Below are 26,902 nucleotides of genomic sequence, written 5' to 3'. Positions count from 1 at the left end.
TTTTTCTTCTAACTCTAAATAACCATACCTCAAGACCTCAAACCATTCTTCTTGGCTGTTCTTCTCAAGTATGCTGCCTAAATGGGCTCCGCAAGGGCAACCTCCCGTGATTTGCTACAGTACTGAAATTGCACGCATAGTACGCGTGCGATTCCAGTACTTAGGCAAATCCTCAGAGGTCAAACGCCCTTGCTCCGCCCTCTCTCTATCTAAACATTGTCTTAGTAGCACGTGCCATTACTTTAGGATCTTTCTCGTAATGATGCATTGGTGTCATTTCTGACAATGGAATATTCAACAATGTATATACGGCACGTTGTGCTGCACGGAATGAATATTGTTCTGTAAAGACCATATCGAATGGTTGTTCACAGAATTGACTAATGAAGGCTAAGTTCTTGCTTCCCTTTGGAACTACATCTGGACGATCTCCGACGGCTCTTTGATTAAACATTGCACTTGCATATGGTAGGTGAACTGGAATTACATTGACAATACTATCCATAATTTCTTGTGTATGATTCTTGATATTGTCTTTGCTTGGGTCTACTTCTGCTAGATGTCCTAGTAATTCTTCTAGCATTTCTTTACCTGTCATTTCCATTACAGGCTTTTGAACGTAGTCACCGTTTCTTCTTGGATACATGAAGTAACCCCAGAATGTTGACTCATTTGGCTTTTGTGCCTTGAAGTGTGGTTGATGGTGTACAACGATTGATAACAATGGCGTACTGTTGATCCATGTATTCAAAGCATTTCCGGGTTCTTGTTGTGTGATACGTGAAATTTCATTTACTAAGAAGTGGCTGTTTGTTGTGACTGTGAAGCTGACCCATTCACTTTGTGTACGATCACCGAAGAATTTGTCAGGATTACCTAATGAGTAGAACTTTTCGGCTGCTTTCTTCCAAAGTGCTGCACTAGGTGCATAATCCATATTTTCCTTAAATGGTGTGTTGAAGTCGCCAAGTGCTGAACTATCAGTAATTGAACCATTAGTATCAAAGACTAGGTCGTTTTCGGCAATATCGATATGTCCTTCTTTGTTATCGTTATCAACTTCTTCGTACTTGAGTCCAGTAACGATAATATCATCTTGAAGTGGTGTGTCTTTGAATTCAAGGTCGGTAACCTTACGGTTGTTGATGAATGTTACGCCACGATCTTCCAAGTACTTGCGCATTGGCAAGATGATACTTTCAAATTGGTTATATGGACTTCTTGTAACACCTTCCAGTGTATTGATACGACTGAATTCAAGAATCATACGATTCATGTAACGACGTAATTCAACGGCTGAACTAGCACGTTTGAAAGCAAATGTTGTTTGCCACATGTACCAGAAGTTTGTTGTGAAGAAGTGTGGACTGCTTGCAAACCATTCTGCAATACTGATGTTATTTAATTTTTCTTCATCTTTTTCAGGCATCAACATCAATTTAGACAATAGGTAACGATCCTTGTTGTCAAATTGCATATGTCTGTAATTATCTTTATTAGGTTTTACACGTGGACCGTTTTCATCGATCAAACGGCCAACATCATGTGTTGGATGAGCGTGGTCAAAATTCAAAATGTCATCTGTAACTGTTTGTCCAGGATGGTCCAATGAAGGTACCGAACGCAATACATCCCATAGGTTTTCGAATGTTTCTTCGTTGAGCATTCTACCACCCTTTGCTAAAAATCCTTTGCTGTTCGATAAAGCTTGGTTACCATATTCTGTTTCATAGTCCTTAACTGCGGCACCATCGTTTGCACCGTGGTCTTCTAGACCCATCATAGTAATTTGATCGCCATTAAATCCCCCATCACGAATCAAATAAATACCAGCTGCTAAATTACCAACACCTGTACCAATCATGTAGGCTTTTCTTGTCATATCATGAACCTCCATTCCAAATTTACTCTTTTCTATACACCCTTAATATAACAGTAAAAATAAAAAAGTAAAGGCTTACATTGCATTATTGGCAACATTTTTAATCTATTTTTTAACATTAAAAAAGGAATCAAAACAACTTAAATTTGTTTTAATTCCTTGATTTTTTCATTATTTACTTTGTTAGTCTAACTACATCGCGAACGATCATCAATTCTTCATCAGTTGGAACAACCAAAACATCAGTTGTTGAATCTTTTGAACTGATAACATGAATTCCTTTGCCATTTTCATTAGCATCCTTATCGATCTTCATACCACGATAATTAAAGTGATTTACAATTTCTTCACGAATTGCGGCACTACCTTCGCCAACACCAGCAGTAAAGATCAACGCGTCAACTCCACCCAAGAGCGCAATATATGAACCAATATATTTAACAATTCGATTGACAAAAATATCGATAGCTAACTCGGAACGGTGATTTTCACTTCTTGTAGCTAACAAATCACGCATATCTGGAGATATACCGGAAATTCCTAGTAAACCTGATTTTTTATTTAAAATATTTACCATTTCATCTGGATCAGTGATCTTCTTCTTTTGCATCAAATAGGCAACCAAAGAAGGATCAATATCACCTGAACGAGTACTCATAGTAATACCAGCTAATGGCGTGAAGCCCATGGAAGTATCAACTGATTTACCATTCTTAATTGCATCAATAGATGCCCCACTACCAAGATGAGCTGAAATGATTTTAAGATCGGAGATTGGTTTCTGTAAATAATCAGCAGCCGCTTGCGATACATAACGATGACTTGTACCGTGTGCTCCAAATTTACGAACACCATATTTCTCATAATATTCGTAAGGAATACTATATAAGTAATTTACTGGATCCATCGTTTGATGAAACGAAGTATCAAAGACTGCCACTTGAGGAACATTTGGCAAAATCTTTTCAAATGCTTCAATACCAGTAGCTTGACTAGGATTATGTAGCGGAGCAAATTCAGAAAGATCTTTGATTTGCTTAATTACTTGTGGCGTTATTACGGCAGAATCTTTGAAAATACTACCACCAGCAACCACACGATGCCCTACTCCAGTAATTTCGTCATAACTCTTGATGATTTTTAATTCAATTAGTTTATCAAGCATTTTATTAACTGCAGTTGCGTGATCAGGAATATCCTCTTTTTCACTGATCTTCTTGCCGTTATACTTAATTTCAAAAACTGAATCTGGCAATCCCAAACGATCTACCATCCCTTTGGCAATAACCTTTTCATCAGGTACTGTATATAGTTTCCATTTTAATGTAGAGCTACCAGAATTAACGGCCATGATTTTAGACATTTAATCTCACCTAACCTTTAAAATTTTTTGCCCAGCTTTGCAACTGGTCTTTAAATCCCTCAAACGACTTTGGGTTATTGGTGTCAGGTATTGTGCCCATCAAAACATTTCCTACTTGTTTAGCATTACCGCCATGTTTTTGTAAAACTACGACTGCTTTTTGTGCCTCTTTAGAAGCAAACAAAGTTGCGGGTAAATCTAAAACAGCTTGCAAATAAACGCTTGAAACCATCCATTCAGATAGCTTCTTTGCTTGGTCAGTTTGGAAAATTTGTGAAGGTACAATAAATATACCAATTCCACCGTCATTTAAATTATTCATAGTTTGTTCAATCAACAAATGGTGAGCATATGAATGTCCCTCGTCTGATCTCGTCTTGAAGTTCTTAGCATTATCATCAATTGGATAATAACCAACTGGTAAATCAGCTACTGCCAAATCAATATCAGTAATATCCCAATCAGCGACACTATCTTGATGATAAGCATCCAAATTAAGATTCATTACTTCACTAAAGGCTTTAGTTAGTGAAACTAAAGCATCATCATTATCAAGTGCTGCCGCATTGATATTAAATTTGTCAGTCATATTCAATTGTTCAATGACTTCAATCAGTAAGTTACCTGTTCCAACAGTCGGATCGACTATGTTCACATCTTTCTTATTTTGAACATTTAATATTTCATAAGCAATTAAGCTAGCTATCAAGCCGATTGCATCTGGAGTCATCAACTTATTGACTTCAGTTTCATCTTCTTTTTGAGCTTTAATAATTGAAATTGTAATTGCTTGCTTCAACTGAAGTGGAGTTAAACTTAAATTCTTCATTTCCGTATAGATATTTTCTAGCTTGGCGACGGTTTCTTTATCGGGAACTCCGTTCTCGACGTAAACGCTACCATCGGAAATATCAGTCAATGTCTCAGCGAGCGATTCAATGTTACTAACCCTTAAAGCCCCTTTCAATAAAGAATTAGCTTGATTCATCTTATCAAAATATGTTTGCATATCTTTTTCTGACATGGTTAACCTCTTTGCCTAATAATTAGAATTTTAACGTTGTAAGCGATTTTATTCAAGGATTCGTTAATTCACAATAGTATATTTTATTACTTTTATTAAAACTATTGTTAATTTGTTGCTCATAAATCTCGTCTAAACGCCGGTATCCCGAGATTTGTTCACCAATCAAATTACTAGTATATCCCACGACTAAAATTGCGACCGATAATATTAAAATACTGTTCAATAAAACCGCGCCACTTCGTCTATATTTTTCGTTCATCCAACGTTAAGTACATTTCAGATTTTTCACCGGCTTTGTTCACTGTTGTTATGATAACTAAATTTGAACCTTTTTCAATCTTAATTTCTTTCTGATTCATCAAAATGGGTTCGTGTCCACCAGCAACAGCAGTCTTATATCGTAACATTTTATTACCCTCATTTCCAAAGATATCAAAAACAAAAGCCGGATGACTTTTGCCAAGCCACTCCGGTTTTGTATAAATTATATGTTTATTTGTTATTTCATCTATTTTTAAGGCGTGATCCAACTCACTTTGGAGTTTTTCTTGAGTCACATGCCAACGCAATTGATCTTTAAAAGTAGTGTGCTGTACTGTCCGCATTATTAATAATGACTGCTGTAAAATACCCAGGGTCATTAAAGTTATCATCAACGCTAAAATAGATTCATACAGAACAAAACCTTTTCGCTTAACTTTTGACTTGATAGACATGATTATTTACCTTAACTTGATAGACATTTCCAATCTGTTGATAATTGTAAATTCTGTTTTTTATCGTTACTTGATTGGGAACGTCCTTATTTTTTAAATGCAACAAAATTATTTTATGGGCGTTGACTCTCTGCTCCCACTCATTGATCAATTTAAACTGTTCACTAACGCAGATTGAGAGCATAAAAATAATCATCAAAGAGATTGTTAAAGAGGTCAAAGCTTCAACCAGAATAAAACCACTACGTCTTCTCAATGATTTCACCCCATCCCATTTGAATTCGATATTCATATTTTCGGTGTGTTAATTGAGATGTAAAAATGATTGTTCTAGGACCTGATTGTCCTGATTCCCCAATAAAGTAATCTATAGGACCATTAGTATTTTTTAAGGTTTTAGGCAAAGTCTTCTTCTTAAAAATTGTTTTGCCATTGGCTGCATATCTTATAAAAGTAATTTTATTTTCTCTAATCCTTAATCCAGCGTATTCATGATAAAGATAAGAATAATTCATCTCATTTTTAAAAGAATTTTTAAACCACTCTAGTCCCTCTTTTTCTTCAATTTGAGCCTGATAATCTTTAAGGTTCCACACTGATACAGCAATCAGACCGCAAACAATTGCTAAACCAATTACCGTTTCAATTAATGTGAAGCCTCTTTTACCAGTGTCCATTCTCCAGTGTCTTTATCTTTCTGCAAATTCAAATTTGATAATCTCTTAACTTGTTTTTCAGATATATAATTGTCTTTTTTTAAATTATCTATGGTTACATCATCATCTGAATGGTTCTCAGAATATAATTCAGCTTGATTAATGATTGTGGTCTGCAAAGCTTCATTTGATTTCTCATTGGCATTATCACGTTGTTTCGTTAAATTAGGAATCATAATCAAAAGCAACAGTGAAATTATGAACAGAACGATAACCATTTCAATTAAAGTAAAACCTTTTCTTATTTTATTCATCATGAGATTCCTTTCATCATTCCATAAATTGGTAATAAAACTATCAAATAAGTCACCACGATAATAATCGCGATAATGGCAAAGAGAATTGGTTGCACTAATCCTAGTAATTTTTTGAGATTACGTTGTGTTTCTTCAAATTTTAATTCCGACATTAACAAAATATCTTGAGCTAATGCCGTTCCACTCTCTCCCGCCTGTAAAATGATTTGTAACTGTTTTGGCAATAATGGTTCCTGCTCAATCAATGACAAGAGACTTTTACCACCAACCAAACTATTAATGAATTTATCTGCTAGATGTTCCTGAATAGAGCCTTTTTGAAAATGGTTATTCTTTTCACAGATACTGTACAGATTCATTCCGTTGGCTAACTGCATCCCTAATCCTTGCAGAATCAAGAAATAATAAAAGCTTTGATAAATTCTCCCCACGGAAGGTAGCTTCACAAGAAAAAGTGCTCGAGAATATTCATCCTTCCTCTTGAGAAAAATTATTAAGCCTACTGTACCCAAAATTATTAAAAATAATCCTAATAAGATTGCTCCTAGAAACAGATTTATCGCGCTGTCCCCACCTGAAACTGACAATTGCGGCACAATATAGAGTTTCATTCCAACTAACATTGTTATTAAGAACATCAAAATAAAGCAGGGATAAGCTAACAATTCTTTGAATTTATTCTTCTGTTTAGCCTGATCCTGTAACAAAATCCCAGTCTGTTCCAAAGCTTGTGCCAATTTTCCGTGGTCTTGCGCAATGATCAACTGGTTATAAACGACGGTGGGTAAATTAAAATGGATCAATGACTGAGAAATCATCTTCCCTTGACGTAAATCATGATAAATTAATTCGAATACTCCCACGTTATCATCCAACAAACGAAGACAATTAATTGAATCACCCAGTGAAAATCCATTCTTCAAGAGTTTACTAATCAAAATTAAATACTCAGCTTTTTTCGCCATCGTAAGTTTTTTAGCCATAAATATATTCCTGATAAGTAGTTTGATCAATTCGACCACACTGATACGCTTCTTCCAACATAGATTGCCAATGCTTATCGACAACTTCATCTTTTAAATATTTCTCAATTTGGGGTGCATCCAAAGTATCGATGAATAATTCTAATTCCTGAAAAGTTGGTACTAGCCGCTGATAGGAAATAAGATTTATCCCATTCAAAATATCGATTTCATCAATGCCAAATTGACGTAACCTCTGTAAAATTGAATATTTGGATTTCCCATGAATCGTTGACATAACGGTATAGCCGCACAGAGCCGCTTGAATGGCCTGCTGTGCTGTTTTCTTATCTCTGATTTCACCTATGATCAATACTTCTGGACGATGACGTAAACTCGTTTTTATCAGCTCTTCATAGGTCATTCCCGCCTCATCATTGACTTGTAACTGCAAGAAACTATCTTCAACAATTTCAATTGGATCTTCAATGCACATAACTTTTTTAGTAAGACTCAATTGACGACCCAAAGTGTACATTAAAGAAGTTTTCCCTGAACCCATCGGACCGGAAAATAACATCATTCCTTTTTGCTGAGCAATCGGCAGAATTTTCTGAATGATTTCTTCATCTACCACTGAGTTAAATTCCTGTGGATAAATTAACCGTACTACCATTGACTCACGATTCTGAAAATCACCAACTGCGGAAATTCGAATAAATATCCGCTTATTTTGATAATTAAAATTAAAAGCTCCCTTCTGTGAACGTCTACGTTCAGAAACATCCAATCCTCCGTTAAACTTTAAAAAATTCATAATGGCAAAACTTTCATCATTAGTTAGATCAGCCACTGTATAATTCTGGAAAGAATTACTGGCCTCGATATGATAGAAGTTGTCATGTGGAAAAAAATAAATATCTGAGATTTTATTAATGCATGCTTCCGTTAACAAATTATTGACCATCGATTCTGCTGTCATCGAATGACCCCCTTTCAGGTAAAAATTACGAAGAAAAGGATAAAAAAGCTTTCAGCAATATTTAGAAATTTTAGATTAAAAAACGGCCACTACTAGGTGCTCAAAGCATGTATATATACTTTGATATCTTAATAGTGACCGTTCGTATTTATTATTTAAATTTGAATAAGGAGGAGAAACTAGCCTAATTTAATTCCTGAATCTTTCAATGCCGCATCAACGACATTCATAACGATCATGCTGTGTTGCATTCTTTCACTAGCAGCTTTCGTATCATGTTGTTCAATCATTTGGTTAAAGTTTTTAAACTCTTCATACATACGGTGTGGATGAACTTTCTTATCTACTTGTTCAGACTCGGCACCATTTAATTGTTCGTTATAATCTTTCATCACGTTCGTTGGTCCATCAACGACAATTGATCCTTTATTACCCTGGATAGTTGAAGTAACCTGAGCTGAACAATCTTTAGCAGCGATGCAGACCACCTTAGTTTCAGGATAGTCGAGTACCAAAATACCAGAAGTATCAATTCCACGTGTCACATTAGCATAGTAGTGCACTGCTTTAGGAACACCCATTAAACCAATAACAAAATGAATGTTGTAAATATTCAAATCCATCAAGGCACCACCACCCTTTTTAGGATCGAAAACAGGTAAAATTTTTCCTTCTAAAAAGGCGTCATAACGGTGCGAATACTGTGAATAATTACATTCAATTACTTTTAAAGAACCTAATTCTGGTAAGGCATTCTTCAAGGATCGATAATTAGATAAGTATTGATTTGTAATGGCTTCAACTAAAATTAGATCCTTATCTTGAGCCAACTTATTCAGCTCCTCTAATTGAGTAGAATTCAATGTAAATGGCTTTTCACAAATAACATTTTTTCCAACTTCTAGAGCCATCTTTGAAAACTGATAATGTAAGAAATTAGGTAGTGCTACATAGACCGTATCGATCTCTGGATCAGCTAAGCACTCCTTTGCATCGGTATAAATTTTCTTGATTCCATCGTTCTTTTGCAATTCTTCCATCGTTGGTAAATCCTTAGGCGTCCCCATAATGGCGGTCAATTCTATTTCAGGAAGATCATGAATCATTGTGAGAAAGTCCTTAACGATCATTCCCGCTCCAAATATTGCTAATTTCATTATTGATTCTCCTTTTCTTCCGTAATTTCTTTTATACCAGTTTCAAGCATGTGCATTTGATAGATGGTCTCTTCATCTTTAACTGTCTTTGGTTGGCCGTTAATAATGGCATCGTACAATCCTTGATAAACACGACTATAATCGCCTACTTCAGAAACAACTTTTTCCTGATGATACTGATTATCGTCATCCAGATAAGTTAACATTCCATAATCCTCTGGACGATCCAAGCCAAAATCAGCATGATCTGGCATATAGAAATGTTTTAAATCAACTTCTTGACGATCCATATCCTGTTTCACAAAAACGCCTTTTTTACCATAAACAGTGAAACTAGGACGAGGTACTAGCCTGAAAAAACTCGATTTCACTGAAACTTTCATAATTCCGTAATACATGTCAATATCAAAGTAATCGTTCATTCGATTTTTACCCAACAATTGACGAATATCATAGTGAACCTTATCTGCTTTGCCAAAATATGAAATAATTTGATCTAATGTATGGCAGGCATGTCCGTATAGGAAACTATGTCCAACTGAAAACTCTTTTTCACCTTCAGGAATATACGGACGGAAATAGTCATACGTCGATTCAATTTCTAAGATGTCCCCAAGTTTTCCACTTTCAATTACTTTCTGAACGGTCAGAAAATCAGAATCATAACGACGATTTTGGTAACATTGAATTAACAAATGTTTTTCCTTAGCCAATTGGAATAATTCTCTGGCTTGAGCCTCTGTTTCCGTAAATGGTTTCTCCACTAGAACATTCTTATTATGATCAAGAACTTCTTTAGCGAGCTTGTAATGGACTCCTGCTGGAACTGATAAAACAACTAAATCTATTTCGGGATCGTTATAAATATCATTTACATCAGTTGTATACTGAATGCCGTCAATTTTTTTCCACACTTCATGACTAATATGACGAGCATAGATTGTTTTTACTTTAATTTGATCCTTTAATTTTAATGAAAATGGCAAGTGATATCGATTAGCACTCTTCCCATTTCCGATATATGCGATGGTCAATTTTTTCATAATAATTCCTCCTCGTATCCATAAATACACTCTACAGGCAAAATTATTTCTTGATAACCTTTTGCCATGAAACTGGTCACAATGAACAAGAATAAATATTAATTACACCAAACTCATAAACATTATGTTCAATAGATTCGTTATAATCAGTACAAAGGAGATTTACCCATGCTTTTTTCAGATAGAATCACTCACGTTCAAGATTTAACTGACAATGAACAACGAATTGCCAAATACATCGAAAATAATTTAACCGCCGTTTCCACTATGTCCATTCAAACCCTGGCTTCCAAGACTTACACATCCCATTCTGCCATTGTTCGTTTCGCCCAAAAGTTAGACTACAGTGGCTTTCGAGCTATGCGCCAAGACATCACTAAAGATGTGCAACAAAACATCACCAAGCTGAACGCCGTTGATGCTAATTTCCCTTTTTCATCAGAGAATACCGCCGTTGAAATTGCTAAAAATATTTCTGATTTAACTATCAATGCCGTCAAAAGAGCCTTAGCTCAATTAACTGAAAAAGAATTAACCGCTGCAGCCACTAAAATTATGAATAGTAATCGACTAGTCCTCTTTGCTATCGGTGATACTCAAATTCGTGCCCGGGGATTTCAAAGCAAATTAGTCAAAATCAATAAGTTTGCCATTATAGCTGAAGAATACAGCGATGAATCTTGGACCTCAGTTAATCTGAATGAAAATGATCTAGCCATCTTTCTCTCTTATACCGGAAACAGCTCCAACTATCTAAAACTGATCAAATTTTTACATCAACAAAAAGTCCCAACGCTTTTAATAACTGGCAATCCCGACAGTCAGATGATTCAATATGCATCCCAAACTATTTCAATCGTTCAAAATGAATATAATATCTTCAAAGTCAGCACTTTTGCCTCACAGATCACCTTTGAATATTTATTGGATACTCTTTTTGCCATTGTCTACGCTAAATCTTATAAAAAGAACCTGATTAAATTACAGAGCAACTACGAAAAACTAACTTCCAATGACATTCTTGATAATATTTCAGACGACAAAAAAAGATCGTAAACAAATTGTTTACGATCTTTTTAGTTAAAGAACTTATTATTCATCATCAGCATCTGCAGCAGCAGTATAAACTTCTGAAACATCTTCATCATCTTCAAGTTGATCAATCATATGTTGAAATTGTTCTTTTTTCTCTTCTGGAACTGGTGTTGTGTTTTGTGGAATCATTGTCAATTCTGAATCGGCAAGTTCATAACCCTTTTCGATTAAACCATCACGAACAGCTGCGAATTCTTTAGCTTCCGTATAGATTTCATAAGCGTCATCTGATGTTTGTAGATCATCGGCACCTAAGTCCATGATATCCATCAAAACTGTATCCTCATCTTGAGTATTCTTTGAACGATCCAAGACGATATAACCTTTACGGTCGAACATGTAAGCAACTGAACCACTTGAGCCCATGCTTCCTCCGTTACGGGTAAATGCAACACGTACGGCAGAAGCAGTTCTGTTCTTGTTATCTGTTAAAGCTTCTACTAAAACTGCAACTCCACCTGGAGCATAGCCTTCGTATGTAACTTCATCATAATGTTCATCACTGCCACCTTCAGCCTTGTCTAAGGCACGTTTGATGTTGTCCTTTGGCATATTAGCTGCACGAGCTTTATCTACGATTAAACGAAGGGCAGCATTATCGTTAGGATCGGCACCACCCGATTTAGCTGCCATGAATAACTCACGAGACAGCTTTTGGAAGATTTTACCACGTTTTGCATCTTGGGCATTTTTTCTACCTTGGATGTTATGCCATTTTGAATGTCCTGACATTTCTGTTTCCTTCTTTCATGATTATTGTAAACCGCATATAATTTTATCAAAGTAACACTGTTATTTCAATATTTGTAGCGTAAATAAACGCTAAAAAATAATATTTATTTGCCATATTGATGAGTCTTCCTGATATCGATTACAATTACCGTCAATATGCCAATCGTCATCCCTAAAATTGTTAGAAAATCACCACTCTTATTTCCCGCCTCAGGAAGCATTTTTACACTCGGTTGTAAAAAATTAGGATTGTATTTAGCAATACTAGATTTATAACTCGATTCTATTCTTAGTTTCTTTTTGGGCTCAACCGGACCTGAAATACTGTAGACGTTGCCAAACATTATAATCGTGCCCCGTTTAGGAAATGAGTCTTCTAATGACGGCTCATTGGCTTTATTCACAGCATTAGTACTGTCCTTCAAATCCTGAGTCAAGTTTTTGTTAGGAACCTTGGTATTTTGATCCACATTAACATCATTCTTGTTATCACCAGTTGTAGGATCAGCCGTCATAACAACATCATGACTGTTCAGATAAACTTTATAGGTTCCACTATATTCTTTTCCATCAGTTGTGGAATTCGCATCCCAATGAAATTCAAATTCCCTAGTACCAGCTGGAATAACAAATTTATCCGTTTTCTCATCATAGACGACATTATTGGTCAAATTGGAAATATTAATATCCTTATTAGAGATAACACCATTGAGATAATCTGAAATATTATCCTTTTTAACATCCGCACTGATATCCACTGATTCATCAAGTGAAGAATTACTTTTATTATCGTGTTCAGTACTTGGTGTCAAAAAATTGGTCACGGAGCTTGACGAGTTAACTTCTGACGTATTCAAATCATCAGCACGTATAACAACTACTTGGTAAAACAAATAAATAATCAAATTCAATCCGACCGCTACAATCACCGCTAATCTTCTATCAATATTTATATTTGTCATACTACTAAACCACCTTGTAATTATGAAACCGTATGCATATATGTTTAAACATATAATACAACTTCTATCACAAGTTTTTATATTTTTTGCCTAAAAAAACGCAATGCAGGAATTTGCATCACGTTAAAAAAATCAATTATCTTTCAAGATCATCAACCTTCAGAGTTTCCGTTTCTTTAACAGTATCAGTAGCGGCAATAACTGAGCTAGCAACATCATCAACTAACAAACTACGATGTGGACCTTCACCCTTTTTGTATTGATCTGCTGGATACATAGCCGATGGACGCGCCAAGATAGAAATAAAATCACGTTGTTTCAAATAATCTTCGGCATCCCGTTTAGTTGTAAAGAGTCGACGGTCTGGAAATGCAGGATCATCGTCGATGGAAATAAAAATAAAGATAGGAACTTTTTGTCTTTCAGCGGCATCGGCAATATTTAAAGCTGTTTGATAATTGACCTTCTCATACGTCATACCTTTATCAAGATGTTCCATGTATTCACCCACGGTATCAACTAAAATATCAGCACCAGCTAAATATTTTTCCCAAGGAGCATCTTTATCCAATGGATCACCCATTTCCCAATCAATTTTGTCATACCAATCGACATCTTTATCTGGACGTCCTGAGCGGGAAATACTTACTACACTGTCGCCTCTATCGAGGAATTGTTTTGCAAAAACTCCTCCCACATAGCCGTTTGCACCTAAAATCACTACTTTCTTTGCCATAATGATCACTTCTTCTAAATTTATTTTTTATTTAAAATCACTAAAAGCTGTATCAATCGCTTGATAATCTTCTTTACTTAGATGGATATCCCAGGACTTAGCATTTTGTTCCACTTGCTCAACAGTTCTAGCACCTGGGATTACGATTGAAATATCTGGATCCATCATGTACCAAGCCAACAACAATTGCGTGACAGTTGCGTCATACTTAGCGGCAATTTTTTTAACCGGATCAAGTGACGTTACAATTTGTCCAAACTCCTCTTTTGAAAAACGTGGAACTTTGGCATAATCACTTGCTTGATATTTTCCGGTCAAAGTACCAGAAGCCAAAGGAAAGTATGGTACGAATGAAATATTGTTTTCACGTAAATAAGGAAACAGCTCTTTTTCAGCATTGCGATGAACCAGACTGTAATTATCTTCTACAACATCGACGAAACCGTCTATATTGGCTTCTTTGATTTGATCTAAAGTAAAGTTAGAAACCCCAATGGCTTTGATCTTATCAGCTTCACGCATATCTTCCAAAGCTGAGAGAGCTTCAGCCTTAGGTGTATCTTTATCTGGAAAATGTATATAAAAAATATCTATATAATCAACTTTTAATCGTTCAAGAGCTTGATCCACAGACTTCTTTAAAAACTCCGGGGAATTATTAATAGCATAATCACGCTCTGGATCTTGAGCAGCCTTGGTCGCTATTACAATGTCACTACGATCATAATGCTTAATAACGTCACCAATGATTTCTTCCGAACGACCTTTGCCATATGCATACGCCGTATCAATAGTCGTCATTCCCGAATCGATAGCTTTTTTGACAAGTCCAAAGCCATCGGCATCTTTAACGTCTTTGTAGATATCACTCTTCCCAACTTTGTTAGTACCTAGGCCCATTTTACGACTCAATACTGACGTTTCACCGATCTCTACCACATCGTCATCCATGTTCATAAGCCCGATACCTCCTTCTAAAAATTTTAACCACATGATATAGCATTTTGGGCAAAAATAATAAGATTATGCTTTCGCATAATCTTATTATCTGGAGCTTATTTAATTGAAAAAATTTTATTCTTATCCTTATGTTTTATAACAAAATACAGTATCAGTACAACGACAACTGAGCCCAACAAAGCGCCCGAACTATCAAGGATTACGTCCACTACTGAAGGAGTTCTACCTCCAGTTAAACCTTGGTGAAATTCATCAAAAGCGGCTAATCCCGTTGCAGATAACCAAGGAATAATCGTTTGTAAAAGCCAGTTATCTTTAAAATATGTATACAAAGCTAAGCACAAAAATACTCCTAGAGCCAAATAAATACCGAAATGAGCTCCCTTTCGTATAAAGAACTCGACAAAATGGTAATAGCCATCATTCTCAATCGATTGAACCTTACCACCATAGGTAAAATGAATTCCTTTTAAAGCATTAGCAAAAGGTCTTCCGGATAAATATTTTTCTAAAAAAGGCACTGAAGTCTGTTCCTTATAGGTCATTGACGAACTGTAGAAAAGAATAGCTTCAATTAAAACTACTATTCCCCAGAACCATTTTTGTTTTGTTTTCAAACTATTCATTGACTAATTATTTTCCAACTTAACTGTTGCATTGATCTCTTTAGCATCATCGAAATAACCAGAATAATACAATGAATGAGTTGCCCAATAATACATAACAGTTGAGAAAATCAATATAACAACGAAATCCATTGGATACTTAATCAAATTCATTCCACCAAAGTCTGATCCACCAATCCAAGAAATAATTGATAAACCAAACAGATGAACTATCAGCCACAAACTGGCATATAATTTCTGCTTAAACTCTTTAAAACCACGACGATAATCGTAAACAAAATAGATTGGCAAACCAACGATAATGATTACGATAACCTCTACGGTCGTTGGGAACATAGCCCAATAAATTGCCAAACTAATTAAATCAAAAACAACTGGAGCTAGAATTTTCATTCCTTTAATTTTTGTTGGTCGTCTTAATTCCGGACCCATTTTACGCAAACTTCCTGCCACAACTGGACCTGATAGCAAGGAAATCAACGTTGATGCTGCAACTACACGTGATAGTAATGACCAATTCTTAAATAGTAAAATCAAAATGAAACTGACCACAAAATCGACCATTAAAGCTATCCGTGGCGAATTGTATTTGTTATTCGAATTGCTCAAGAACAATGGCAAATGCTTATTCTTAGGCATCGATGATAATGATTTGCTTGCTGAAGATGCAAAAGCAATTCCGCTACCGACCGGTGAAATAAAGGCTGTGAAGTAAACCAATGTCGATAACCAATAAATATTCAACAAGATAGCCAAATCAGCAAATGGTGAATTAAAGTTGATCTTTGACCAACCACCATTAACAATTGACTGTGGCAATGCTCCGATAAAGACAATTTGTAATGCGATATAAATCAAAGCACTGATCAATAACGATAAAATTATTCCTCGTCTGATATTAACAGACGGTTTTTTAATATCATTACTCAAATTAATGACCGTTTGAAAAGCCACGTAAGAGTAAATGATTCCGGCACTACCAATAGCTACAAATATTGATGCCGTACCATTAGGCATAAATTCACTAAATGAACTACCCATATTATTAAAATCGAAATGTGCCGTAACCAAGGCAATCATTGTGATTATTGGTACGACTACTTTTAAAACTGAAATGAAGTTATTAAATTTGGCCATAATAGCGACTGACCAATAATTAATAATTGTAAAGATGAACAGCATCACTGTTGCCATCATAATTCCTTGAAAACTAAGCTGTCCGCCCTTCATAAATCCATGCGTCCAATTAGCCCAAGACCATGGCCAAGTGCTCATATACTGAACTGAGGCCACTGCTTCAATTGGTAAAATTGCTAATAATGAAATCCAATTAGCCCATGAGAAAATATGTCCTAACAACGAACCATGAGTGTACATCGTAAATCGACTCATAGCTCCCTCTTCCGGAAACATCGTCCCAATTTCGACATAAACCATTGCAATCATTGCTACTAAAATTGCTCCCACAATCCACGCAATAATTGCTGCTGGACCGGCTATTTGCGCCGCCTGACTAGATCCAAACATCCAGCCTGAACCAATAATCGCACTTAGCCCAAACATTACTGTTGAGAACAAATTTAATTTTTTATTTCCCATAAAACCACCAATCTATAATTTTTATAATAAAAAAATAGCCTTCATTACGAAGACTATTATATATCCATTATGTAAATTTAGGCTACTCTACTGTGACACTTTTTGCAAGGTTACGAGGTTTATCGACATCGTTTCCACGTGCCAAACTTGCGTAGTAAGCAATCATTTGAGCAGGAACAATACTAATAATTGGGGAAATCAATTCATCAATTTCAGGAATAACAATTTGATCTCCTGCTTCAGCATATTTTTGACTAGCAATAACTAGAACATGAGCTCCACGTGCTTCTACTTCTTGGATGTTACCACGAGTATGACTTGCACCAATACCATCATTCACATAGGCAAAGACAGGTGTATCTTTTTCAATCAAAGCAATTGTTCCGTGCTTCAATTCTCCGGCAGCAAAGCCTTCAGCGTGAATATAAGAAATTTCTTTTAGTTTAAGAGCTGCTTCTAGTGATAGAGCGTAATCAACACCTCTACCGATATAGAAGGCATCTGATTTACCTGTTAAGTAATCAGCTGTTAATTCCTTAATCTTATCTTTTTCATCAACAATAGTTTGAATTCCGTTAGCAGCCAAAGCTAATTGTTCTTTAAGATCAAATTCTTTAGCAATTGGTAAATTCTTAGCTTCACCCAAAGCCTTAGCCAACACCGCTTCAACAGCAATTTGTGCTGTATAAGCTTTGGTTGAGGCAACGGCAATTTCTGGTCCAGCTAACAATTCCATAGTATATGTAGCTTCTCTAGAAAGTGTTGAGTTAGCAACATTTGTCATTGTTAAACTTGGTAATTTCATCTCATTAACTTTAACCAACACTTGACGACTGTCAGCAGTTTCACCACTTTGTGATAAGAAAATGAAGAATGGTTTCTTAGAAAGTTTTGGCATATGGTAACCAAATTCGCTTCCCAATTCAACATCTACAGGCACATCGGCAATCTTTTCGAAAATATTGCGACCAACCAAGCCGGCATGATAACTAGTTCCGGCAGCAACAATATATAAACGATCAGCTTTCTTGATTTCATCCAAAAGGTCTTGTTCAACATTCAATGAACCATCGTCATTGATATAATTTTTAGAAATCTTTCTCATGACATTTGGTTGTTCGTCAATTTCTTTCAACATGTAGTGGTCATAAGTACCCTTAGAAATATCATTCTCATCAATGTTGACCATATAAGGATCTCTTTGTACCTTAGTACCGTCAATCTTGCTAATTTCAACAGAATCTTTCTTCAAGATAACAACTTCACCATCATGAATTTCAACAAATTTATGAGTTTGGTCAAGCATAGCCATAGCATCTGAACAGATAACGTTGAAGCCGTCTCCCAAACCGATGAGAAGTGGACTCTTATTTTTAGCAACGAAGATACGATCTGGTTCTTCTTTATCGATCATAGCAAAAGCATATGAACCTTCGATCAAACTGAGTGCTTTTCTAAAAGCAGCTTCACCGTCCATACCCTTTTTAGCAAAATAATCAACTAATTGTACGGCAACTTCAGTATCAGTTTGACTTTCAAATTTGAAATCAGCTAAGTATTCTTTCTTCAACTCATCATAATTTGTGATAACACCATTATGTACTAAGTAGAAACGGTTATCTTCTGAAAAATGAGGATGAGCATTTTCAATAGTTGGCTTTCCGTGCGTTGCCCATCTAGTATGACCGATCCCGGCTAGGCCTTGAACATCACTTGTAACGGCATTTTCTAATTCACTAATTTTACCAACTTCTTTAACTAAGAAGTCTTTGCCCTTTTGATTATTAACATAAATACCGGCTGAATCGTAACCACGGTATTCTAGTTTTTCCAATCCATTTAATAAAATATCAGTTGTATTATTATTTCCAATTACTCCGACAATTCCACACATAATAATTATAGCCTTTCTCAATTGGTATAGTTTATTTTGTTGTAAATGGTATAGGTCATTTGAACTATACTTATTACCTTGCGACAATGACTAGAATACTAATTAGTTATCATTATGTCAAGAAAGTTTTAATATTTTTTATAAATGGTATAGGTGGTATGTACCGATTGTAAACATTGGTATATGTCATGTAGACCAATGTTATTTAAATTTGCTTAACCTGCCGTCTTCCGCAAAAAATCTGTGGGCCGCTGGAACGTGGCGGACACGGCTTGAAGCTAATAATTTTTCACTTCGCAAAAAATTATGGATCTTCAAGTCCGGTCTTCTACTAACCTTGCTCCGCAAGCTAAGTAGAATGTCGCCACTGAGGGCCCACAGATTTTTTACTCCAGACTAGATTCTGCTTTGATTTTTTTGTTGGTAAATAATTAAAACTTTAATTCTTCATCTCCAAAATAAAAAATGTTTATATCAACTACTAGTTAAGTCGATATAAGCATCTTTCTCTTTTAATTATTCTCTCTTCAAAACGTCTAAGCATTATCTATTTAACCGAAAACAACAAACCTGATTAGTCTCAAACTATAAAATCTACTTAGTATCAGTCCTTAAATAAAATAATAGAACCACTCTTTAGTCCGGAGCAAAAATTGGGAATGCGTTCAGCTATGAAATTATTGTCATCGGCTTTGCCGATTACAATAAGGCCGACTTCGAAGATCCATTATTTTGCACGAAGTGTAAAATAATTAGCTCCGAATCGCGCCCATAGTGTTCCAACAGCATTCCCAATTTTTGTGGAGGACGGGAAATTACTCATATCCCCAATCTATACAAACCAAAAAAGCTGATGATCTCATTTTCGAAATCATCAGCTTTATTTATTTGTCTTAATTTAACTCACTTTTAACGACTGCAACGATTTGATCACAGTATTCGTTAACTTTTTCTTCAGTTGAAGCTTCACACATAACACGTAGTAAGGCTTGTGTACCACTAGGGCGTACTAGAACACGACCATCCCCATCCATTTCGTCTTCGACTGTCTTAATGACATCAAGGATTGGTTGGTGTTTGTCCCATGAATTCTTGTCCGCTACTGGAACATTAACTAGTTTTTGTGGATAAACTTTTACAGGAGCAGCTAATTCAGCTAGGCTCTTGCCTGTTTCCTTCATAACGTGAAGTAGGTGTGTACCTGTAAGCATACCATCACCAGTGTTCATGTATTCATACAAAACAACATGTCCTGATTGTTCACCACCGATGTTGTAGTTATTCTCACGAATTTCTTCAACAACGTGACGGTCCCCAACTGCTGTTTGTACAGAGTTCATGCCATTGGCTTCAATTGCCTTGTACAAGCCGATATTACTCATAACAGTAGTTACAATCGTATCTTTCTTTAAACGTCCACCATCATGCAAATATTTACCAAGAATGAACATGATCTTATCACCGTCGACAATGTTTCCATCAGCATCAACTGCAATACAACGATCTCCATCACCATCAAAAGCTAATCCAGCTACGGCATCCGATTCTTTAACACGTTGAGCTAATTGCTCTGGATGTGTTGAACCAACATTCTTGTTGATATTGATTCCATCTGGATGTGATGCCATGATTTCAAAATCAACATTCAAGTCAGCAAAAAGTGTACTTGCTAAACGACTTGTTGAACCGTTAGCAGTATCTAATACGATCTTCATGCCACTAAGATCATCAGAAAGAGTTTGTTTCAAGAATTGTAAATACTTTTGGGCACCTTCTGGATAGTCTGAAACGCTACCTAAACCTTCAGCAGATGGTCTTGGCAATGTATCTTCTTTAGCGTCTAATAGTTCTTCGATTTCCTCTTCAACATCATCTGGTAACTTGTAACCATCTGATCCGAAGAATTTAATACCGTTATCTTCAGCAGGATTATGTGAAGCTGAAATCATAATACCAGCATCAGCTGAAACGGCACGAACAAGATATGCAACGGCTGGAGTTGTAATAACATCTAAGTTTAAGACTTCAATACCAACTGAAAGCAATCCTGAAATTAAACTATTTTGTAGCATTTGACCAGAAATACGTGTGTCTCTGGCAACTAAAACACGTGGATGTGCATTCTCATTATCTGAATGTTGTGTTAATACATAACCGCCACAACGGCCTAATTTAAAAGCTAGTTCTGGACTTAGCTCTTTATTTGCAATACCTCTTACTCCGTCTGTTCCGAAATATTTTGTCATGAAAAATATACCCCCAGCGTTTATTCGCTATCATTGTTATCATTTGTTGAATTAGTGCTTGATGAATCCGTATTACTGCTTGTTTCATTCTTAGAGTCTGAACTAGTTGAAGCTGTACTGTTTCCAGTTGTATTGGATGAACTAGTACTTGAACTAGAATTAGAATGACTTATCGTAACACTAATAGTACCTGGATCGGTAAAGGTTACTTTGTTACCCAAAGCGTCACCCAGGTCGACATTCTTCTTTGTACTATTGCCGCTTGCATCAGAAACATCAACCGGTATGTCGATTGAATCGCCGATAGCATCAATCTGACTCTTAGTACCAAAGACCCTAATATTCTTAACATCAGATTCAAACGAATAACTCGTATCCGATGAATTTCCCTTTTGCTTCAAATTGATACTTACTTGTTTACTTTGAATTGAAATAGGAATCTTCACATGAACCGTTTGTGGATCTAATGTAACATTTACAGTTTTACCATTTTTATCGAGAGCTTGCACTAAAACTTCTTGATCAAATGTAGATTTTATTCCTTTAGGTAAATTTGGTTTAACTACTACTTTGTCAATTTTGGCAATTTCAGAGGCCGCACCAGTTACTGTTACTGTATCTGGTGACACATCTGTCGTTCCAGTTTCATAACCACTTGCCAGTGAATCCTTATTATAATCAACATCAACTGCAAATCTTCGTGTAACACGTTTTTGAATATTAACTGTTACATACTTTGGCTTAATGCTATATGTAAGTTCACTGTTTAACCCAGTTTCTTTAATTTGGACTCGATGTTGACCAATTGAAAGGTCTCTTAAATTCAAATACAAATTAAAGTTCTGTGTATTTCTTGTTGCGGTCACTAAAGCTGCCGGACCCTCGATTGTTATTTTAACTTTTTCAGGATATCCAGTTATGTAATACTTGTCAACATCTGCCTGTAGTTGTAAAGGAGCTGTGATCGTAGCCTTCTTAGTTACAGTAGATGTATTCGATTGATTAGAATCTCTTGTTGAGCCCACACCGGGTGTGCTTACAAAAAAGAATAACCATAAGGCACAACAGAGAGATATAAATGCGTAAAAATAATTACTGTTAATTATCTTTTTCATCTTGTCTCTCCTTTTTCTTCCGGCTTAATTTCAAGAAACCTAAGATTGAATGTGTGCCATTATCATTAGGATCCTTCAACTGTGCTTGGAGATACTTCAAATAGTCTTCTCGAGACAAATCCAGCATCATATGACCATTTCTTGTGATCATAACGCCACCAGTCTCTTCAGATACAACAATCGTTATCGCATCGGTTACTTCACTGATACCAACAGCAGCACGGTGTCTAGTTCCTAACTCCTTAGGAATCGTATTGCTCTCTGATAACGGTAAGTAAGCAGCAGCCACTGAAATACGGTTGTTTCGAACAATAACCGCCCCATCATGAAGCGGCGTGTTAGGAATGAAAATATTGATCAGCAATGCCCCTGTAACTTCAGCATCCAGATCAATCCCAGTTTCAACATATTCTTCCAAACCAGTATTCATTTCCAAGGTGATCAACGCCCCAATTCGACGCTTACTCATATATTGAATAGCCTGATCCAGACTTTCAATTAAGTGATTCTTCGTTTTGCCCTCTTCATTACTAGTCGAACTAAAGAATGGCAACCGGCCTAAATGTTCCAAGCCACGACGAATTTCTGGTTGGAAAATTATCACAATAACAATAATTCCCCAATTTATCAGCTGATCCATTAAATAAGAGACTGTATGTAGGTTTAAAGCCCAACTAATGAGCTTAATCCCGAATATAATTATGATTCCCTTTAATAATTGAACAGCCTTGGTGCCTCGTAACATCGACAGAACTTTATACAGAAAATACCAGACTACCAAGATATCAACCAAGTTAGCCAAATTCTGCCACGTAAATATATTGCTTGGTATAAAATTCATTTCCATAGCTCCTTAGTAGTTCGAACTAATTATAACAAACAATAAAAATTATAAAAGTTCACCATATTTTGTATTTTTAATCTATTCCAATATTAATTACTTCTTCACTATAATTAATATTCTTCCGTAACTCATTAGCCGTCATCTTACTGATCTTACCTTGTTCCAACATATCTTGGACAAAAGCTCGACGATAACTCAAAGCCTTGATTTCAAGGTTCATTCGATCACTATTAAACTGTGGTGAACGTCCTCGATATCGACCTTGTAACAACTCCAAACGATCTTCATAATGGCGTTGGAAAATATAAATTAAGTCATCATCAAAATCGTCTGAATCCGATTGATTCAATTCTTGTAATTTTTCTAAAGCCTTTTTTGCACCAGCAATGGAAATTTTGATTGAATCCTGATTGATTTGTTTAATATCATCCGAGTTTACGGAACGATAAATCAAATGCTTTATTTGTAAGTAAGTTCTTCGGAAATAGTTATAAAAGAATTCAACCGTTTGATTATAGCGTCGATGAACGATTTCTTTTTTATAACGAGCAATTTTCTTTAATGCTAAATCATACGATTCATCGGATATTTCATGATTATCATATAATTCATCAACAGCTTCTAATTCACAGTTGAAAGAAATATCCCAAAGTTCAGCATCCTTTTTACCGTGAACTCGACGCTTGCTAATTTGACGTGTTCTAGATTGATTTCGTGATTGAGCACCTAAATTTCGTATATCATACAAATACTCAGCAATCACGGATGAATAAACCGCCGTATCGCCATCATCCATTTCTGAACGCAGTTTCTTAACCGTTCTTTCTAAAATAACTCGATTAGCCTCGTATTGAGTCAATTCAATTGGTGTTTCATCTTCCTCATCATCGTCGTCATCCTCATCACTTTCAGAGGTAAGCGTACTACCACGATAAACAACCGGTGCACTATTCTTAGTCAAAATAGGGATTAAAAGCGTAGCTCCTAATAAACTAAAAATAATAACGGCACTAGCGATGAACAACAATAACGTTCTTGAAGGAAAAGCCGCTCCACCTTTGATCGTCATCGGAATTGACAACGCACCAACCATAGTAACAGCACCACGAACGCCAGATATTCCTGACATCAGACAATCGTCAAATCTAGTTTTTGACCAGAGAACGACTTTGCCATCCCCATTGTTGGAAAAAGTTGAATAGACGTAACTCCAAAGGAAACGAATCACGACTAACATTATCCAAATAATAAAAGCTAATAACGTTGCTCCAAAAGTATTGATGTTATCGTTATGAACTAATTCTTCCATCGCAAATGGAATTTCAATTCCCAAAAGAATAAATACAATGCCGTTGAGAACGTAGACAACCAAATCCCAAGTCCGAGAAGTAACCAGTCTAATCTCGGGTGTGAAATTACTAATATTTCTACTAGAAGAAATATTCAAAATACCCGCTATAACGACCGCTACAACGCCTGAAACGTCGAAGACATCTTCAGCTACGTAATAAATAATAAATGGAATAATGATTTGAATAATCGCATGCAGAATTGAATCATCCACACCTTGATTAATCAGATACAATCTAATTCCATTAAAAATCCAAATCATTATGGCACCGACTAAGGCACCTATAATCGAGATATGAAAAAAGTCCATTGTTGCACTTTTCAGTGAAAAGGCTCCAGTTACTGTTGCAGCAACTCCGTATTTGAAACAGATCAAACCAGATGCATCATTGATTAAACTTTCTCCATTTATCAGATGCATCAATTTATCCGGAATATGAGCCTTCTTGGCAATGGATTCAACCGCAATAGGATCAGTTGGCGACAAAACTGCCACTAACGTAAATGCAGTTGCCCATGGTAGTTGAGGAATCAGCCATTTAACAAACACTCCCCCAATTACCGTGGATAAAATAACTAAGATAATTGCATTTCCCAAAATGGGACCCTTCAACTTCCAGAGTTCTCGTTTAGGGAAATTATTTCCATCATTGAATAGAATTGGCGCAATAAATGCCAGCAAAAACCATTCTGTATCAACATAAATTTTTACATGCATAAACAAAGCCGCTAAAACTCCCGCCGCAATTTGTAACAAACTCGGTGGAATTGACACAAAATAGTGACTTACAATATTGGCAATAATTAATAAAGATAGAATCAAAATAATTGATTCAATTATTTCCACAGACAACACCTACCATTCTTTTATTTTTCGTCTTCACCAATAATACGAACTTCGGTATGAAGTTCGACATCAAATTTTTCTTTTACAGTCTTTTGAATCAGATGAATCAAATTCAAATAGTCAGTTGCCGTGGCATGCTTAATATTGACGATAAAGCCTGCATGTTTCATAGAAACCTGAGCCCCACCAACAATCTTGCCTTGCAAACCGGCCTTGATGATCAATGGACCAGTGAAATGACCCTTAGGACGTTTAAAGACGCTACCACATGAAGGATACTCAAGTGGTTGCTTAGATCTTCTCAATTCATTCAAACGATCCATTTCTTCTTGAATAACTTCTTTTTTACCACGTTTTAAAGCAAAAGTAGCACTAATAACGATTCCACCATTGTCTTGGACCAAGCTGTGACGATATGTGAAATCCATTTGTTCATGATTGATTGTTGTAATATGTCCATCTGGTAATAATACTTCCGCAGACTCAAAAACATCTTTAATTTCACCGCCATAAGCACCGGCATTCATAAAGACTGCCCCACCGACACTACCTGGAATTCCGGCAGCAAACTCAATACCAGTCAAGCCAGCCTTTTGAGCGGCAATCGTTGTATTAATAATCGTGGCCCCAGCTTCAGCAGTAACTTTAGTATCGGATACAGTAATTTTATGGAAATTAGGTAAAATAATAACAATTCCTCTAATACCACCATCTTTAATGATCAAATTGCTGGCATTACCAATAATAGTAATATCCACCTTATTGACCCTGGCTGTATCGACAATTTTCACTAACTCTTCACGAGTCTTAGGAAAAGCCAAGACATCAGCATTTCCACCCGTTTTAGTAAAAGTATACTTACTGAGCGGTTCATTTATTTTAAATTCAATATTAGGTAATTCTTCAACTGGAAACTTCAATATTCATCATCCTTTATGTTGCATAGACTTATATACAATTTTATCACATACTAAGATACATAACGAACTAACAAATACCACAATAATGCTATAATTGTGCCGAGGTGATTTTATGAAACTTATATCCTGGAATGTAAACGGTTTACGTGCAGCTGTCAAGAAAGATTTTGCTGAAACCTTTAATGAATTAGATGCTGATGTTTTTAGTATCCAAGAAACTAAACTACAAGAAGGACAAATCGATCTTGACCTTCCCGGTTATCATCAATACTTTTTCTATGCAAAAAAGAAAGGTTATTCTGGTACCGCCGTTTTCACTAAGGAAGAACCTTTGAATGTGACAAAAGGATTAGGAATTGAGGAATTTGACGATGAAGGTCGAACTTTAACTTTAGAATTTAAAGATTTTTACTTAATTAATAGCTATACCCCTAATTCTCAACAAAAGCTCAAGAGATTAGATTATCGGATGCGTTATGACGATGCTTTGAGAGCATACATGAAGAAATTATCAGCTGATAAACCAGTTGCTCTATGTGGTGACCTAAACGTAGCCCATGAAGAAATAGATATTAAAAATGATAAAACCAATCATAAGAACCCTGGTTTCTCTGATGAAGAGCGAGCTAAGTTCTCAGAATTGCTGAACAGCGGCTTTATTGATACTTTTAGAACCTTGCATCCCGATGATGTGAAATACTCATGGTGGAGTTATCGTTTCAATGCTCGTCAAAACAATGCTGGATGGAGAATTGATTACTTCGTTCTCTCCGATAATGGCGAAAAAATGCTGAAAGCTGCCGACATTCACACAGATATATATGGTTCAGATCACTGTCCCATCGAATTAGACTTAGATATATAAGGAGAT

At 35.9% G+C, this 26,902-nt stretch carries 25 protein-coding genes; 2 read left to right on the top strand and 23 right to left on the bottom strand.

Going from position 1 to position 26,902, the window contains the following annotated elements; genetic code table 11:
- Positions 1 to 205: 205 nt before the first annotated feature.
- The 11 genes from U8526_RS12505 to U8526_RS12455 form a co-directional block, all read right to left on the bottom strand.
- On the bottom strand, positions 206 to 1,882 hold the full coding sequence (locus U8526_RS12505) for an oleate hydratase (RefSeq protein WP_334342277.1): 1,677 nt from the start codon (positions 1,880 to 1,882) through the stop codon (positions 206 to 208).
- 175 nt (positions 1,883 to 2,057) lie between these two features.
- A complete protein-coding gene (locus U8526_RS12500) occupies positions 2,058 to 3,245 on the bottom strand; it encodes an acetate/propionate family kinase (protein ID WP_334342276.1) in 1,188 nt (395 codons plus the stop codon).
- 10 nt (positions 3,246 to 3,255) lie between these two features.
- Positions 3,256 to 4,269 (bottom strand): class I SAM-dependent methyltransferase, encoded by a 1,014-nt coding sequence (locus U8526_RS12495; protein ID WP_334342275.1) that lies wholly within the window; start codon positions 4,267 to 4,269, stop codon positions 3,256 to 3,258.
- 245 nt (positions 4,270 to 4,514) lie between these two features.
- Entirely contained in the window at positions 4,515 to 4,988 is a 474-nt protein-coding gene (locus tag U8526_RS12490; RefSeq protein ID WP_334342274.1) for a ComGF family competence protein, read from the bottom strand.
- Entirely contained in the window at positions 4,966 to 5,244 is a 279-nt protein-coding gene (locus tag U8526_RS12485; RefSeq protein ID WP_334342273.1) for a hypothetical protein, read from the bottom strand. Before U8526_RS12485 ends, U8526_RS12490 begins: the two co-directional genes overlap by 23 nt.
- Positions 5,231 to 5,665, bottom strand: coding sequence for a type II secretion system protein (locus U8526_RS12480; RefSeq protein ID WP_334342272.1), 435 nt, complete (start codon positions 5,663 to 5,665; stop codon positions 5,231 to 5,233). Before U8526_RS12480 ends, U8526_RS12485 begins: the two co-directional genes overlap by 14 nt.
- Positions 5,635 to 5,961 carry a competence type IV pilus major pilin ComGC gene (gene comGC / locus U8526_RS12475; RefSeq protein WP_334342271.1) on the bottom strand — a complete coding sequence of 109 codons (327 nt, stop codon included), beginning with the start codon at positions 5,959 to 5,961 and terminating at the stop codon, positions 5,635 to 5,637. Before comGC ends, U8526_RS12480 begins: the two co-directional genes overlap by 31 nt.
- The gene (locus U8526_RS12470; protein ID WP_334342270.1) at positions 5,958 to 6,944 is read right to left on the bottom strand and encodes a type II secretion system F family protein; all 987 of its coding nucleotides are present in this window, start codon (positions 6,942 to 6,944) and stop codon (positions 5,958 to 5,960) included. The genes comGC and U8526_RS12470 overlap by 4 nt, the downstream gene beginning before the upstream one ends.
- Positions 6,937 to 7,905, bottom strand: coding sequence for a competence type IV pilus ATPase ComGA (gene comGA, locus U8526_RS12465; RefSeq protein WP_334342269.1), 969 nt, complete (start codon positions 7,903 to 7,905; stop codon positions 6,937 to 6,939). The genes U8526_RS12470 and comGA overlap by 8 nt, the downstream gene beginning before the upstream one ends.
- 179 nt (positions 7,906 to 8,084) lie before the next feature.
- Entirely contained in the window at positions 8,085 to 9,062 is a 978-nt protein-coding gene (locus U8526_RS12460; protein ID WP_334342268.1) for a Gfo/Idh/MocA family protein, read from the bottom strand.
- Complete coding sequence (locus tag U8526_RS12455) at positions 9,062 to 10,105, bottom strand: Gfo/Idh/MocA family oxidoreductase (protein ID WP_334342267.1); 1,044 nt, start codon at positions 10,103 to 10,105, stop codon at positions 9,062 to 9,064. Before U8526_RS12455 ends, U8526_RS12460 begins: the two co-directional genes overlap by 1 nt.
- A gap of 168 nt (positions 10,106 to 10,273) precedes the next feature.
- On the opposite strand from U8526_RS12455, the gene U8526_RS12450 reads away from it, so the two are divergent.
- The gene (locus U8526_RS12450; protein ID WP_334342266.1) at positions 10,274 to 11,161 is read left to right on the top strand and encodes a MurR/RpiR family transcriptional regulator; all 888 of its coding nucleotides are present in this window, start codon (positions 10,274 to 10,276) and stop codon (positions 11,159 to 11,161) included.
- A 36-nt stretch (positions 11,162 to 11,197) separates the two neighbouring features.
- Here U8526_RS12450 and U8526_RS12445 read toward each other — a convergent pair whose 3' ends face one another.
- The 12 genes from U8526_RS12445 to murB form a co-directional block, all read right to left on the bottom strand.
- Positions 11,198 to 11,932, bottom strand: coding sequence for a YebC/PmpR family DNA-binding transcriptional regulator (locus tag U8526_RS12445; protein ID WP_334342265.1), 735 nt, complete (start codon positions 11,930 to 11,932; stop codon positions 11,198 to 11,200).
- Positions 11,933 to 12,036: 104 nt separating this feature from the next.
- Positions 12,037 to 12,894 (bottom strand): hypothetical protein, encoded by an 858-nt coding sequence (locus tag U8526_RS12440; protein WP_334342264.1) that lies wholly within the window; start codon positions 12,892 to 12,894, stop codon positions 12,037 to 12,039.
- A 136-nt stretch (positions 12,895 to 13,030) separates the two neighbouring features.
- Entirely contained in the window at positions 13,031 to 13,630 is a 600-nt protein-coding gene (locus tag U8526_RS12435) for an NAD-dependent epimerase/dehydratase family protein (RefSeq protein ID WP_334342263.1), read from the bottom strand.
- 27 nt (positions 13,631 to 13,657) lie between these two features.
- Positions 13,658 to 14,587 (bottom strand): aldo/keto reductase, encoded by a 930-nt coding sequence (locus U8526_RS12430; RefSeq protein WP_442886255.1) that lies wholly within the window; start codon positions 14,585 to 14,587, stop codon positions 13,658 to 13,660.
- A gap of 98 nt (positions 14,588 to 14,685) precedes the next feature.
- Positions 14,686 to 15,216 (bottom strand): VanZ family protein, encoded by a 531-nt coding sequence (locus U8526_RS12425; protein ID WP_334342262.1) that lies wholly within the window; start codon positions 15,214 to 15,216, stop codon positions 14,686 to 14,688.
- A 3-nt stretch (positions 15,217 to 15,219) separates the two neighbouring features.
- Positions 15,220 to 16,815 (bottom strand): APC family permease, encoded by a 1,596-nt coding sequence (locus U8526_RS12420; protein WP_334342261.1) that lies wholly within the window; start codon positions 16,813 to 16,815, stop codon positions 15,220 to 15,222.
- 82 nt (positions 16,816 to 16,897) lie between these two features.
- Positions 16,898 to 18,709, bottom strand: a complete 1,812-nt coding sequence (gene glmS / locus U8526_RS12415) for a glutamine--fructose-6-phosphate transaminase (isomerizing) (RefSeq protein WP_334342260.1) — start codon at positions 18,707 to 18,709, stop codon at positions 16,898 to 16,900.
- An 893-nt stretch (positions 18,710 to 19,602) separates the two neighbouring features.
- Complete coding sequence (glmM, locus tag U8526_RS12410; protein WP_334342259.1) at positions 19,603 to 20,955, bottom strand: phosphoglucosamine mutase; 1,353 nt, start codon at positions 20,953 to 20,955, stop codon at positions 19,603 to 19,605.
- A 20-nt stretch (positions 20,956 to 20,975) separates the two neighbouring features.
- Complete coding sequence (locus U8526_RS12405) at positions 20,976 to 22,070, bottom strand: CdaR family protein (protein ID WP_334342258.1); 1,095 nt, start codon at positions 22,068 to 22,070, stop codon at positions 20,976 to 20,978.
- Complete coding sequence (cdaA, locus tag U8526_RS12400; RefSeq protein ID WP_334342257.1) at positions 22,054 to 22,911, bottom strand: diadenylate cyclase CdaA; 858 nt, start codon at positions 22,909 to 22,911, stop codon at positions 22,054 to 22,056. Before cdaA ends, U8526_RS12405 begins: the two co-directional genes overlap by 17 nt.
- A gap of 76 nt (positions 22,912 to 22,987) precedes the next feature.
- A complete protein-coding gene (locus tag U8526_RS12395; RefSeq protein ID WP_334342256.1) occupies positions 22,988 to 25,111 on the bottom strand; it encodes a cation:proton antiporter in 2,124 nt (707 codons plus the stop codon).
- Between the two features lie 20 nt (positions 25,112 to 25,131).
- Positions 25,132 to 26,031, bottom strand: coding sequence for a UDP-N-acetylmuramate dehydrogenase (gene murB / locus U8526_RS12390; protein WP_334342255.1), 900 nt, complete (start codon positions 26,029 to 26,031; stop codon positions 25,132 to 25,134).
- Positions 26,032 to 26,143: 112 nt separating this feature from the next.
- Here murB and U8526_RS12385 point away from each other — a divergent pair, with 112 nt between their 5' ends.
- Positions 26,144 to 26,896: an exodeoxyribonuclease III gene (locus tag U8526_RS12385; protein ID WP_334342254.1), complete on the top strand. Its 753-nt coding sequence runs from the start codon at positions 26,144 to 26,146 to the stop codon at positions 26,894 to 26,896.
- The last annotated feature ends 6 nt before the right edge of the window (positions 26,897 to 26,902 follow it).

The sequence above is a fragment of the Companilactobacillus sp. HBUAS56275 genome (assembly GCF_036913655.1).
In the GTDB taxonomy this organism is placed as follows: Bacteria; Bacillota; Bacilli; order Lactobacillales; family Lactobacillaceae; genus Companilactobacillus; species Companilactobacillus pullicola.
Note: the sequence above shows the minus strand (reverse complement) of the source record. Positions and strands in the feature narration are given on the sequence as shown.

Coding starts and splice junctions, on each gene's coding strand:
- U8526_RS12425 (WP_334342262.1), bottom strand. CDS start 15,216: ATGAATAGTTTGAAAACAAAACAAAAATGGTTCTGGGGAATAGTAGTT.
- U8526_RS12500 (WP_334342276.1), bottom strand. CDS start 3,245: ATGTCTAAAATCATGGCCGTTAATTCTGGTAGCTCTACATTAAAATGG.
- U8526_RS12440 (WP_334342264.1), bottom strand. CDS start 12,894: ATGACAAATATAAATATTGATAGAAGATTAGCGGTGATTGTAGCGGTC.
- U8526_RS12420 (WP_334342261.1), bottom strand. CDS start 16,815: ATGGGAAATAAAAAATTAAATTTGTTCTCAACAGTAATGTTTGGGCTA.
- U8526_RS12495 (WP_334342275.1), bottom strand. CDS start 4,269: ATGTCAGAAAAAGATATGCAAACATATTTTGATAAGATGAATCAAGCT.
- U8526_RS12405 (WP_334342258.1), bottom strand. CDS start 22,070: ATGAAAAAGATAATTAACAGTAATTATTTTTACGCATTTATATCTCTC.
- U8526_RS12455 (WP_334342267.1), bottom strand. CDS start 10,105: ATGAAAAAATTGACCATCGCATATATCGGAAATGGGAAGAGTGCTAAT.
- U8526_RS12470 (WP_334342270.1), bottom strand. CDS start 6,944: ATGGCTAAAAAACTTACGATGGCGAAAAAAGCTGAGTATTTAATTTTG.
- U8526_RS12460 (WP_334342268.1), bottom strand. CDS start 9,062: ATGAAATTAGCAATATTTGGAGCGGGAATGATCGTTAAGGACTTTCTC.
- U8526_RS12505 (WP_334342277.1), bottom strand. CDS start 1,882: ATGACAAGAAAAGCCTACATGATTGGTACAGGTGTTGGTAATTTAGCA.
- U8526_RS12445 (WP_334342265.1), bottom strand. CDS start 11,932: ATGTCAGGACATTCAAAATGGCATAACATCCAAGGTAGAAAAAATGCC.
- comGA (WP_334342269.1), bottom strand. CDS start 7,905: ATGACAGCAGAATCGATGGTCAATAATTTGTTAACGGAAGCATGCATT.
- U8526_RS12490 (WP_334342274.1), bottom strand. CDS start 4,988: ATGTCTATCAAGTCAAAAGTTAAGCGAAAAGGTTTTGTTCTGTATGAA.
- U8526_RS12430 (WP_442886255.1), bottom strand. CDS start 14,587: ATGAACATGGATGACGATGTGGTAGAGATCGGTGAAACGTCAGTATTG.
- U8526_RS12450 (WP_334342266.1), top strand. CDS start 10,274: ATGCTTTTTTCAGATAGAATCACTCACGTTCAAGATTTAACTGACAAT.
- comGC (WP_334342271.1), bottom strand. CDS start 5,961: ATGATGAATAAAATAAGAAAAGGTTTTACTTTAATTGAAATGGTTATC.
- glmS (WP_334342260.1), bottom strand. CDS start 18,709: ATGTGTGGAATTGTCGGAGTAATTGGAAATAATAATACAACTGATATT.
- glmM (WP_334342259.1), bottom strand. CDS start 20,955: ATGACAAAATATTTCGGAACAGACGGAGTAAGAGGTATTGCAAATAAA.
- U8526_RS12435 (WP_334342263.1), bottom strand. CDS start 13,630: ATGGCAAAGAAAGTAGTGATTTTAGGTGCAAACGGCTATGTGGGAGGA.
- U8526_RS12385 (WP_334342254.1), top strand. CDS start 26,144: ATGAAACTTATATCCTGGAATGTAAACGGTTTACGTGCAGCTGTCAAG.
- cdaA (WP_334342257.1), bottom strand. CDS start 22,911: ATGAATTTTATACCAAGCAATATATTTACGTGGCAGAATTTGGCTAAC.
- U8526_RS12480 (WP_334342272.1), bottom strand. CDS start 5,665: ATGGACACTGGTAAAAGAGGCTTCACATTAATTGAAACGGTAATTGGT.